12 protein-coding genes are annotated in these 12,169 nt (G+C 46.2%); 11 read left to right on the plus strand and 1 reads right to left on the minus strand.

Going from position 1 to position 12,169, the window contains the following annotated elements; genetic code table 11:
- Window positions 1–10: 10 nt before the first annotated feature.
- Entirely contained in the window at window positions 11–847 is an 837-nt protein-coding gene (gene map / locus ICN14_RS01030) for a type I methionyl aminopeptidase (RefSeq protein ID WP_216224209.1), read from the minus strand.
- Window positions 848–1,103: 256 nt separating this feature from the next.
- Here map and rpsB point away from each other — a divergent pair, with 256 nt between their 5' ends.
- From rpsB to lpxD, 11 genes are all read left to right on the plus strand, one after another.
- Window positions 1,104–1,853 carry a 30S ribosomal protein S2 gene (gene rpsB / locus ICN14_RS01035; RefSeq protein WP_015421433.1) on the plus strand — a complete coding sequence of 250 codons (750 nt, stop codon included), beginning with the start codon at window positions 1,104–1,106 and terminating at the stop codon, window positions 1,851–1,853.
- Window positions 1,853–2,731 carry a translation elongation factor Ts gene (gene tsf, locus ICN14_RS01040; RefSeq protein WP_046330462.1) on the plus strand — a complete coding sequence of 293 codons (879 nt, stop codon included), beginning with the start codon at window positions 1,853–1,855 and terminating at the stop codon, window positions 2,729–2,731. The genes rpsB and tsf overlap by 1 nt, the downstream gene beginning before the upstream one ends.
- Before the next feature lie 189 nt (window positions 2,732–2,920).
- On the plus strand, window positions 2,921–3,631 hold the full coding sequence (gene pyrH, locus ICN14_RS01045) for a UMP kinase (protein ID WP_015421431.1): 711 nt from the start codon (window positions 2,921–2,923) through the stop codon (window positions 3,629–3,631).
- An 11-nt stretch (window positions 3,632–3,642) separates the two neighbouring features.
- Entirely contained in the window at window positions 3,643–4,203 is a 561-nt protein-coding gene (frr, locus tag ICN14_RS01050) for a ribosome recycling factor (RefSeq protein WP_216224211.1), read from the plus strand.
- Window positions 4,204–4,233: 30 nt separating this feature from the next.
- Window positions 4,234–5,007, plus strand: coding sequence for a polyprenyl diphosphate synthase (gene uppS / locus ICN14_RS01055; RefSeq protein ID WP_216224213.1), 774 nt, complete (start codon window positions 4,234–4,236; stop codon window positions 5,005–5,007).
- Window positions 5,008–5,024: 17 nt separating this feature from the next.
- The gene (locus ICN14_RS01060) at window positions 5,025–5,852 is read left to right on the plus strand and encodes a phosphatidate cytidylyltransferase (RefSeq protein WP_216224215.1); all 828 of its coding nucleotides are present in this window, start codon (window positions 5,025–5,027) and stop codon (window positions 5,850–5,852) included.
- Entirely contained in the window at window positions 5,852–7,042 is a 1,191-nt protein-coding gene (ispC, locus tag ICN14_RS01065; RefSeq protein WP_216224216.1) for a 1-deoxy-D-xylulose-5-phosphate reductoisomerase, read from the plus strand. Before ICN14_RS01060 ends, ispC begins: the two co-directional genes overlap by 1 nt.
- Window positions 7,043–7,053: 11 nt before the next feature.
- Window positions 7,054–8,187 carry an RIP metalloprotease gene (locus tag ICN14_RS01070; protein ID WP_216224218.1) on the plus strand — a complete coding sequence of 378 codons (1,134 nt, stop codon included), beginning with the start codon at window positions 7,054–7,056 and terminating at the stop codon, window positions 8,185–8,187.
- A gap of 53 nt (window positions 8,188–8,240) precedes the next feature.
- The gene (gene bamA / locus ICN14_RS01075; RefSeq protein ID WP_370624807.1) at window positions 8,241–10,532 is read left to right on the plus strand and encodes an outer membrane protein assembly factor BamA; all 2,292 of its coding nucleotides are present in this window, start codon (window positions 8,241–8,243) and stop codon (window positions 10,530–10,532) included.
- 18 nt (window positions 10,533–10,550) lie between these two features.
- Entirely contained in the window at window positions 10,551–11,078 is a 528-nt protein-coding gene (locus tag ICN14_RS01080; RefSeq protein WP_216224222.1) for an OmpH family outer membrane protein, read from the plus strand.
- Window positions 11,079–11,083: 5 nt separating this feature from the next.
- A complete protein-coding gene (lpxD, locus tag ICN14_RS01085) occupies window positions 11,084–12,139 on the plus strand; it encodes a UDP-3-O-(3-hydroxymyristoyl)glucosamine N-acyltransferase (RefSeq protein WP_216224224.1) in 1,056 nt (351 codons plus the stop codon).
- The last annotated feature ends 30 nt before the right edge of the window (window positions 12,140–12,169 follow it).

A 12,169-nucleotide genomic window follows, 5' to 3' on the forward strand; every position in this document is an offset into this window, starting at 1 on the left:
AATTGAGTAATTAAGCGTTAGCTAGGTTTGGTCTAAATGAAAGACCTTTAACGCAATCTGGAATCGGATTGCTGCCCTCGGACCAAGTTAATACCTCAACGCCAGTGGCCGTTACCAAGAGCGTGTGCTCCCACTGTGCAGAGAGGCTACGGTCTTTAGTCTTCACAGTCCATTGATCCGGCATCGTGCGAATATCTCGCTTACCAGCATTAATCATTGGCTCAATAGTGAAGGTCATGCCTTCTTTTAATTTCTCACCGGTGCCAGGTCGACCATAGTGAAGAATCTGTGGATCTTGATGAAACACTTTGCCAATGCCATGTCCGCAATATTCACGAACAACGGAGTAGCCAGCTTTTTCAGCATGAGTCTGAATGACGTGGCCAATATCACCTAGTGATGCACCAGGTTTCACTTGTGCAATGCCAAGCCACATACATTCAAAAGTAATTTGAGTCAGGCGCTTCGCCAATACCGAAACTTCACCAACCATAAACATACGGCTGGTATCACCGTAGTAGCCATCTGGGGTAATGACAGTGATATCGAGGTTTACGACATCACCGGTTTTCAGAATCTTCTCACCAGGAATGCCATGACAAATCACATCATTGACCGAAGTGCAGATGGATGCTGGAAAGGGTGGGTAACCGGGCGGCTGGTAATTGAGCGGGGCGGGAATGGTTTTTTGGACATCACGCATGTATTCATGGCAGATGCGGTCCAACTCAGCTGTACTGACGCCAGCTTTGACGTGCGGAGCAACGTGGTCAAGAACTTCGCTGGCTAAGCGGCCAGCTTCGCGCATCCCTTGGATGTCTTTTTCGGCGGTAAATACACTATTCATGCCTTGATTATCAACGACTTGGCAGTTTTTGGCAGATCTGTAATGCTCAAAAATTGGGCAAATAGCCTATTTGAAGGCATTTCCCAGGGGATCTAGACTGCTTGAGTGGGGTGTGAAGGGTCTAGGTGATTGATATTTAAGCTATAATTTCGTTCTCAGGTCAATTTTGATCTGAAATCGCGGGTTGAGCCTTCCAGGGTGGCGCTTTTTAGCGCAGCTAGGACTCAATCTTAGAAATTAACCCTTAGGAGAAGTTATGTCAGTAACTATGCGTCAAATGCTGGAAGCCGGTTGCCACTTTGGTCACCAAACCCGTTTCTGGTCCCCAAGAATGGCCCCTTATATTTTTGGCCATCGCAACAAAATTCACATCATCAACTTAGAAAAAACATTGCCAATGTTTCAGGACGCCCTGAAATTTGCAAAACAAGTTGCTGCTAATCGTGGAACTATCTTATTCGTTGGTACTAAGCGTCAATCACGCGAGATCATTGCTGAAGAAGCTGCTCGTGCTGGTATGCCTTACATCGATAGCCGCTGGTTGGGCGGTACGCTCACCAACTTCAAAACTGTTAAAGGCTCCCTTAAGCGTTTGAAGGATATGGCAGTTGCTAAAGAAGCTGGTGACTGGGAAAAGCTTTCTAAGAAAGAAGCTTTGACTAATGATCGCGATCTCGACAAGTTGCAAAAAGCGCTTGGCGGTATTCAAGATTTGAACGGCGTTCCTGATGCGATTTTCGTGGTGGACGTTGGCTATCACAAGATTGCTATTACCGAAGCTAACAAGCTTGGTATTCCTGTTATCGCTGTAGTGGATACCAACCACTCACCAGAAGGTGTTGATTACATCATCCCTGGTAACGATGACTCCAGCAAAGCTGTTCTTCTCTACGCTCGTGGTATTGCTGACGCAATCCTCGAAGGTAAATCAAACTCTGTTCAAGAAATCTTGACCGCTGTTAAAGAAGGCGAAGAAGAGTTTGTTGAAGAAGGGAAAGCTGAATAATGGCCGCTATTACCGCTGCAATGGTTGGCGAGTTACGCGCCAAGACTGATGCTCCGATGATGGAGTGCAAAAAAGCATTGACTGAAGCTGATGGCGATATGGCTCGTGCAGAAGAAATTCTGCGTGTAAAGCTCGGTAGCAAAGCTGGTAAAGCTGCATCCCGCGTTACTGCTGAAGGTATTGTTGCTTCAGCGATCAATGGCACTACAGGCACTTTGCTTGAAGTGAACTGCGAGACTGACTTCGTTTCAAAGAACGATGATTTCTTGGCATTTACACAAGCCTGCGCAAATCTGATTTCTGAAAAGAATCCAGCTGACGTTGCAGCATTACTTGCATTGCCGATGAATGGTCAAACTGTTGATGAAGTTCGTAGCGCCTTGATCGGTAAGATCGGCGAGAACATCATGCCGCGTCGCTTCAAGCGTTTCGCTGGTAGCAACAAGTTAGTTTCCTACCTCCACGGTACTCGTATTGGCGTTATGGTCGAGTTCGAAGGTGATGAGACTGCAGCTAAAGACGTAGCAATGCACATTGCTGCAATGAAGCCAGTGGCTTTATCGATGGCTGATGTTCCTGCTGAAGCAATTGCTGTTGAGCGTAGTGTTGCTGTTCAAAAAGCTGCTGAATCTGGTAAACCACCAGAAATCGTTGAGAAGATGGTTGAAGGTTCTATTCAGAAGTACCTCAAAGAGGTTTCTTTGTTGAACCAAACTTTCGTTAAAAACGACAAGCAATCTGTTGAGCAAATGCTCAAAGCTGCAAATACAACAATCAAGGGTTTCACCATGTTTGTTGTTGGTGAGGGCATTGAGAAGCGTCAAGACGACTTTGCGGCTGAGGTTGCTGCTCAAGTGGCTGCTGCCAAAGGCGCTTAATTAGCTCCAAAACTGCTGGGCTTGCCCAGTAAGGCTGTAATACCCAAAAGGGCATGGAAATCTCGGTTTCCGTGCCCTTTTGTTTGATCTTTCCCAAGCCCTTTATAATTTGGGCAGGATATTAAAAAGTACTTAAAGATCAATAAGCTAAGCAAGTAAATTGCTTAGCAAATTACGGAAAATAAAACGATGCCAGCCTACAAACGTGTTCTCTTAAAACTCTCTGGTGAAGCCCTCATGGGGGATGATGCTTTTGGCATCAATCCAATCACCATTGATTCCATGGTGAAAGAAATTGCCGATGTAGTGAATAGCGGCGTTCAGTTAGCCATCGTGATCGGCGGCGGAAATATTTTCCGCGGTGTAGCAGGCGGGGCAGCTGGTATGGATCGTGCAACAGCTGACTACATGGGAATGCTAGCCACCATGATGAATTCACTGGCACTACAAGATGCTTTGCGTCAAAAAGGTGTTGAAGCTCGTGTTCAGTCCGCCTTAAGAATGGATCAAGTGGTTGAGCCTTACATTCGTCCTCGTGCGATTCGTGCATTGAGCGAAGGCAAAGTCGTCATTTTTGCCGCAGGTACTGGTAACCCGTTCTTTACTACTGATACCGCTGCTGCCTTGCGCGGTGCTGAGATGGCGGCAGAGATCGTTTTGAAGGCCACCAAGGTTGATGGCATTTACAGTGCCGATCCAATGAAAGACCCAACAGCCACTCTTTACAAAACAATTACTTTTGATGAGGCAATCATCAAAAACTTGCAAGTGATGGATGCAACTGCTTTTGCATTGTGTCGTGATCGCAAATTACCAATCAAAGTGTTTTCGATTCTCAAGCCAGGCGCTTTGATGCGCGTAGTGCAGGGTGAATCTGAAGGTACTTTAGTACACGTTTAATAGGAGGCTTGATGTCCGCAGCAGAAATTAAAACCACTACCGATCAAAAGATGCAGAAGTCTCTTGAGGCTTTGAAAACTAATTTGGCGAAGATTCGTTCTGGTCGTGCAAATCCAGGAATTTTGGAGCACATCCAGGTTGATTACTACGGCAACCCAACACCATTAAGCCAAGTGGCTAGCCTAGGTTTGGCTGATGCCAGAACGATTAACGTCCAACCATTCGAAAAGACCATGGTTGGCGCAATTGAGAAGGCGATTCGCGATTCTGATTTGGGGCTTAATCCAGCATCCCAGGGTACTGTGATTCGCGTACCAATGCCTGCGCTGACTGAAGAGCGTCGTCGTGATTTAACTAAGGTTGTTAAAAACGAAGGTGAAGAAACTAAGATCGCTGTGCGTAATTTACGTCGTGATGCAAATGAGCACCTCAAGCGCCTTACTAAGGATAAAGAAATTTCCGAGGACGATGAGCGTCGTGCAACGGATGACATCCAGAAGATGACTGATCGTGCAGTGGTTGATATCGACAAGATCGTCTCTGAAAAAGAAAAAGAGATCATGACGGTTTAATCGTCAGGTCGATTTCTTATCATTCGATTTATGTCACAGCACACTAGCTCTACCTTAGTAGTTCCAGAGGTTAGCGCTGTTCCTCGCCATGTTGCCATCATCATGGACGGCAACGGGCGCTGGGCAAGTAAGCGTTTCATGCCGCGAGTAGCGGGGCACTCAGAGGGATTGGGTGCCGTGCGTAAGATTGTTCAAGAGTGTCGCCGTCTTGGCGTCGAATACCTCACTGTATTTGCATTCAGCTCAGAAAATTGGCGCCGCCCACCAGAAGAGGTGGGCTTCTTAATGAAGTTATTCCTCAAATCATTAAAGAGCGAAGTTTCTCGTCTTGCCGAAAACGATATCTCTTTACGCCTTATCGGTGACCTCAGTCGCTTTGATTCTGCGATTCAGGAGATGGTGCAATTCTCTGAAGAAAAAACTGCTGGCTGCAAAGGACTCACTTTTACGATTGCAGCTAACTACGGTGGCCGTTGGGATATCTTGCAGGCAATGCGCCAATGTTTAGCCGCTAATCCTGGCTTGCAGCCGGAGCAAGTATCTGAAGAGTTATTGCAGTCACATTTATCGATGTCCTATGCACCAGAGCCTGATTTATTTATTCGTACGGGTGGTGAGCAGCGCGTAAGCAATTTCTTATTGTGGCAACTAGCCTATACCGAGTTGTATTTCACGGATACCCTCTGGCCTGATTTTAATGAGGCCGAACTACACAAAGCGTTTGACTGGTTTAGCCAGCGCGAGCGTCGCTTTGGACGCACAAGTGCTCAGTTGGCCTCCGAGCCTTTGAGCGACGCAGTCTAAGTACTTCAGACCCCCATATGCTAAAAACTCGAATCATTACTGCCGCTATTTTGATGGCAGTGCTATTGCCAATCTTGTTTCTATTGCCACCAATCTATTTAGGCGGATTCTTTCTGGTGGCATTAGTTGCTGCTGCTTGGGAGTGGAGTCGTATGATTGCCCCAGAAGCTAAGAAGGCTGCATGGCTCTATGCTGCATTTTGCTTAATGATCATTTTATTTTTATTGGGTATGCAGGCGATTTCATGGCAGTTCTCTTTACTCATGATGGCCGTCTTGTTTTGGTTTTTCTTGGCTCCATTCATTTTGGCAAAGGGCATGAATCTTTCCCTTCAAAAATTCAAACCTTTTTATAGCATTCTGGGCTTAATCATTCTGCCAGCAACTTGGTTTGCATTGGTTTTCTTGCGTGAGCTTGGCCTCATCTTTTTATTAAGCAGCATGGCCCTAGTTTGGGTTGCCGATATTGGCGCTTACTTTGTTGGCAAAGCCTTTGGCAAGCATAAGCTGGCCGTGAACATCAGCCCTGGGAAGTCGATTGAAGGAGCATTGGGCGGTCTAGTGCTTTGCTATCTGTACGCATTCTTATGCGTCATGTATTTACCTCTTGGTGACACGCTCTTTGGTGCTTGGGCTATTCGTTTTGGTTGGGTGCCCATGTTCTTAATGGTTACTGTATTGGCTGCGTTTAGCGTCTTTGGTGATTTGTTTGAGTCTCAGTTGAAGCGCTTAGCTGGCGTTAAAGATAGCAGTCATTTATTACCCGGTCATGGCGGCGTACTCGATCGGGTTGATGCTCTCATACCAACGATGCCGATTGCCGCATTATTAGCTGGATTGATTTGATGTCTGTTAAGCGGGTTGCCATCTTAGGGTCTACGGGATCGATCGGTGTTAATACCTTAGATGTAATCCGCGCACATCCTGACCGTTTTAAGGTGGTGGCGCTAACTGCCGCAAAACAAATTGATCGTTTAGCTCAGCAATGTATTGAGTTCAAGCCGACTATTGCAGTGGTGGCTGACGCTGATGGCGCCGCCCAACTGACGCGCCTCTTGCAAGAAAAAAAGATTGTTACTCAGGTGCTCTATGGGCCACAGGCCTTAGTTAGTGCAGTAACTGAATCTGGATGCGATACCGTGATGGCGGCGATTGTTGGTGCAGCCGGACTAGTTCCAGCTTTGGCTGCAGCGCAAGCTGGAAAGAGGGTATTGCTAGCTAACAAAGAAGCGCTAGTGATGTCAGGCAATTTATTTATGCAGGCTATGAAAGTGGGTGGCGGTGAGCTACTCCCAATCGATAGCGAGCACAATGCGATTTTTCAATGTCTCCCAGATCGCTTTGCAAAAAATCCATCCGACCATTTAGGCGTTGAAGAGCTTTGGTTAACTGCTTCAGGTGGACCCTTCAGAGATAAACCGCTTGCCGATTTAGCGGGCATTACTCCGGAACAAGCTTGCGCCCATCCAAACTGGGTTATGGGTAGAAAGATATCTGTTGATTCGGCAACGATGATGAATAAAGGTCTTGAGGTGATCGAGGCTTTTTGGTTGTTTGGCTTACCGCTAGAAAAGATTAAGGTGCTAATTCATCCGCAGAGCGTAGTGCACTCTATGGTGCGCTACCGGGATGGCTCAGTGCTGGCACAAATGGGTCAGCCTGATATGCGTACACCGATTGCTTATGGCCTGGCTTGGCCTGAACGCATTGATGCTGGTGTCGCCCCCTTGAATCTGACGCAATTAACCGGTCTGAGTTTTACAGAGCCCAATTTCATCCAATTTCCTTGTTTGAGTTTGGCCTTTGCTGCCGCAAAAGCAGGGGACACTGCTCCAGCCGTACTAAATGCTGCTAATGAAATTGCTGTTGCCGCTTTCTTGGATGAAGGCTTGCCTTACTTAAGTATTCCAAATGTAGTGGAGCACTGCTTAAATGCTCTGCCTCCAGTAGCGGCCGATTCGCTTGAAACGATTCTTGAGGCTGATGCTCGAGCTCGTCAGGCCGCGAATCAGTTCATTCACGCAATTCAGAAATAGATCGGTAGATTTTGCAGGCTTTAATAACTCTTGGCGCATTCTTAGTCACGCTAGGTGTGCTGGTTAGCTTTCATGAATATGGCCATTTTCTGGCGGCTCGCTTGTGCGGGGTCAAAGTCCTTCGCTTTGCTCTTGGATTTGGCAAGCCGCTGTTTACTTATCACGCCAGCAACGGTACTGAGTGGGTCCTAGCTTCCATTCCTCTAGGCGGCTATGTCAAATTATTGGATGGTCGCGATAGTCAGCAAACTATTTCGGCAGAAGATCGCCCCCAGTCTTTTGATGTAAAGCCACTATGGCAGCGTTCTTTGATTGTGGCTGCAGGACCATTTGCTAATTTTCTATTAGCCGTTATTTTATTTTCAGTGATTTATGTCTCGGGTGTGCCTCAATTGCCGGCTCGACTCCAGGCTCCCCCCGAGCAATCGATTGCTGCAAAATTGGGGATTGCGGCAGGTGATCAGGTTGTTGGTTGGCAATCTTTATCATCCGACTACAGCGCTACCCCAGTTCTCGAAGAGTTTGACCCCGTTCCGAGTTGGAATGCCTTACGTTGGCTCCTCTTGGATGCGATTACTGGAGAGGAGGGATTTGCTCTGGAGATGCAGGATGCTTCTGGTGCTCGCCTTATTAAATCCTTCCGAAAGGGCGATTTACCCCTAATTTCACCAGAATCCGATCCATTTCAAGCTTTGGGCCTGCTTCCGCAACTTAGCCCACCCTCAGAGTGGAAAGAGCTCAAATTAGGCCCTATGGATGCACTGGGTTTTGCAACCCAGAGGGTCTATTTGATAACCAAGGTCTCCACCAGGCTAATGCTTGGTTTGTTTACCGGTAAAACGACCCTAAAACAGCTTGGCGGGCCATTGAGTATTGCGGATATGGCAGGGAAGTCTGCTCAGGTTGGTTGGCAGCCATTTGTAGCCTTCTTAGCTCTCATGAGTATCAGTATTGGACTCTTGAATTTAGTGCCTTTACCAATGCTAGATGGGGGTCAGCTCCTGTATGATGCATGGGAGTTGGTTGCTGGTAAGCGAATTTCTTTATCTCTGCAGGAAAAGCTCCAAAAAGTGGGTTTTTTGCTGCTGATATCTCTTTCCTTGCTAGCCTTGTTTAACGATTTGCAACGCTACCTTTCACCTTGAATTTTTTAAATCCATCTTTTCGCTCCTTAACTCGATTTGTTGCTCAAGTCGCCATCATTCTCGCGGCTGGTTTTTGTGTAAGTGCACAAGCAGCTGAATCCTTTGTCATTAAAGATATTCGCATTGAGGGTTTGCAGCGAGTAGAACCAGGTACCGTATTTAGTTACTTACCAGTTCAGGTTGGAGATACCTTTACCGAAGAGAAGAGTGCTGACGCTATTAAGGCTCTGTACAGCACTGGTTTTTTCCGGGACGTGCAAATTCAAGCGCAAGGTAACGTCTTAATCGTAATCGTTGAAGAGCGCCCCACGATCTCCCGTATTGAATTTACTGGGATGAAAGAGTTTGACCAGGAAACTATTCGTAAGTCACTGAAGGCAGTTGGCGTAGCTGAAGCCCGCTTTTATGACAAGGCCTTGGTTGATAAGGCTGAACAAGAGCTGAAACGCGCTTACGTTGGTAAAGGTATGTACGCTGCTGAGGTGGTTGCAACCGTTACTCCGCTTGAGAGAAACCAGGTTGCTGTGTATTTCAATATTGATGAAGGTCCTGTAGCCAAGATTCAAGAAATTAATTTTATCGGCAACAACGTGTTCAGCGACGGCACTCTTAAAAGTGAGATGCAACTAAAGACTGGTGGTTGGCTATCTTGGTATAGCAAAGACAATTTGTACTCAAAGCAAAAGCTCACAGCTGACTTAGAGAATATTCGCTCCTATTACCTCAATCGGGGCTACCTTGAGTTCGTGATTGAATCCACTCAGGTTTCTATTACCCCCGATAAAAAAGGTATTTACCTAACCATCAGTATTCGTGAGGGGAATAAGTTTACGGTTAAGGATGTGCGTTTGGCTGGTGATTTATTGGGTAAAGAGTCTGAATTGATGCAGTTGGTAACACTCAAGCCGGGAGATACCTTCTCATCTGCCAAGCTAACTGAGAGTACTAAGGCGATTGCGGAAATTTTAGGCTCCTATGGATACGCCTTCGCAAACATTAACCCGCAACCAGATATTCGTCGTGAATTGAGTGAGGTTGACCTTACTTTGGTTATTGATCCAGGCCGTCGTGTTTATGTGCGTCAAGTGAATATTTCTGGAAACGCTAAAACTAGAGATTTAGTGATTCGTCGTGAAATGCGTCAGTTTGAAAGTTCATGGTTCGACAGTGAGAAGATTGATTTATCCAAAAAACGTTTAGGTCGTTTGGGTTACTTCACGGAGACTGATGTCTCTACGCAAGATGTTCCTGGATCCCCAGATCAAGTGGATGTGGGTGTTAAAGTAACCGAAAAACCAACCGGCGCTGTGACTCTTGGCGCAGGCTTCTCTTCAACGGAAAAATTAATTCTCTCTGCGGGTATCAATCAAGAGAATGCTTTCGGTACGGGTACGGCTGTTGGCTTGAATATGTCGCTTGGTAAGATCAATCAAAGTTTGGCCTTATCCAACTATGACCCTTACTTCACGGAAGACGGTATTAGTCGCTACACCGATTTGTACTACCGTTCATCCAAGCCGCTCTACTATGTAGGCGACCCAGATTATCAAATTAAGTCTGTGGGCTCAAACATTAAATTTGGCGTTCCATATACCGAGGTGGATCGAGTCTTCTTCGGAACGGGCATTGAGGCATTCCAGATTAAATCTACCTCCAATACGCCACAGCCTTATCTGAATTACATGATTGATTATGGTGTTGCTGCCCCTGGCTACCCTTCAAGCCTAAATACTTACAATATTCCAGTTACTGTCGGTTGGTCGCGCGATGGCCGTGACAGTGCATTGATTCCATCTACTGGGTCATTGCAGCAATTGAACGCCGAGGTAGGAACGCCCCTTGGCAACATGATGTTCTACCGTATCTTTGGCCAATATCAAAAGTATCACTCCTTCTCAAAGGGCAACATCCTATCCTTTAACGGGGAAGTTGGTTATGGCGAGGCTTACGGAAAATATCCATTCCCGATCACTAAAAACTACTATGTTGGCGGTATCGGATCCGTTCGTGGTTACTCTCCAGGATCTCTTGGACCCACTTTCTATAATGCCAACACCGGTCTAAATCAGCCGACTGGTGGCCAATCCAAGATTGTTAGTAACGTTGAGTACACTGTGCCGGTTCCGGGATCTGGGGTTGATAAAACCTTGCGCGTATTTGGATTCGTGGATGGTGGTAATGTCTACGGTGAGAATATCAATCTCGTCTTGCGATATTCTTATGGCTTAGGTTTATCATGGATATCACCACTTGGACCACTAAAATTCAGCTACGGTATTCCGATCAAGTCGTTACCAACGGATAATATTCAGCGTTTGCAGTTCCAAGTTGGTACAGCGTTTTAATTGTTTAAGGAAAGTTTTATGAAGCTTCATCAATCTTCTAAATGGATTCAATACGGCTTAATTGCTGTTTCTTCACTAATCGTATTGCCACAGGCAATCGCGCAAGATGCTGGAACTCGGGTTGCAGCTGTGAACGTTGAAAAAGTTTTCAACGAATCCAATATGGCCAAAGCAAGTCAAACTAAATTGCAAAATGAATTCATGAAGCGTCAGAACGAAATTCGTGACAGCGCTCAAAAAATTAAGTCTGCCGCTGAAAAGCTAGACCGTGACTCAGCTGTAATGTCTGAGGCAGATCGCGTTCGTCGTCAACGTGAGTTGTCGGATCAAGATCGCGAACTGCAACGCAAACAACGTGAATACACTGAAGACCTGAACCAGCGCAACTTTGAAGAGCGTGCGAAGATTGCTGAAAAGGCAAATCAAGCCCTCAAGCAAATTGCTGACCAAAGAAAAATTGATGTCATTATTCAAGATCCAGCCTATGCCAATCCAAAGGTTGACGTTACTGATGATGTCATCAAGGCTTTGAATAGTCTTAAGTAAGTTTTATGCCCACCGCCATCGAGCTGGCCGAACAGTTTCAAGTAAGCTTGGTGGGGGATGGCTCCCTCGCGCTTCAGGGTCTCGCTCCTCTCGAGCGAGCTCAGTCAAGCCAGATCTCCTTTCTTTCTAATCCGCTATATCGTCAGCAAGCTAGCGATAGTTCCGCTGGTGGATTAATTGTTAGTCAGGCTGATCTCGATTTTCTTCAAGCAAATCCGAGTGTGAATTCTGCGCGGCGCGTATATTTCGTTTCTAAAAATCCCTATGCTATTTTTGCCAGAATGGCACAGCACTTTGCTAAGGCATCCGCACCTATCTATACCCCTGGTGTACATCCTAGTGCAGCAGTAGACCCATCCGTAATTATCCCGGCCTCATGTCATATCGGACCATTTGTGCAAATCGGCCCTGGTGTCAAATTGGGTGAGCGTGTAACTGTATTGGGCAATACCTCCATTGCTAGAAACTCTAGCATTAGTAGCGATACTTTGATTTATCCCAACGTTTCCCTTTATTCAGAAACTACCATTGGTGAGCGATGCATTATTCATAGTGGTGCCGTTATTGGTGCTGATGGTTTTGGTTTTGCTCCTGATTTTTCTGCTACTGGTGCCGAGTGGGTCAAGATCCCGCAAACTGGTGCCGTTGTTATTGGTAATGATGTTGAAATTGGCGCTTCAACCACAATTGATCGTGGCGCAATGAGTGACACCATCATAGGCAATGGAACTAAGATTGATAACCAAGTGCAAATTGCACACAACGTAGTAGTTGGCAATTGCTGTGTGATTGCTGGTTGTGCAGCGATCTCAGGAAGCACCAAGATTGGAAGCTTCTGCATTATTGGTGGCGCTGCTAACTTTGCAGGTCACCTCAGCATTGCTGACAGAACCACCGTGTCCGGAAATACTTCGATTATTCGCTCCATCACCGAACCAGGTCAGCACTACACGGGTGTTTACCCGTCAATGCTCCATAGTGCCTGGGAGAAAAATGCAGCTATTTTGCGTGGCCTCGATAAAATACGTCAACGCCTACGATTGTTAGACAAGTCTAAATAAATCATCATCACATTAAAAAAATTAGAAACT

Origin of the sequence: Polynucleobacter sp. MG-27-Goln-C1 (assembly GCF_018881905.1) — a bacterium.
Lineage (GTDB): Bacteria > Pseudomonadota > Gammaproteobacteria > Burkholderiales > Burkholderiaceae > Polynucleobacter.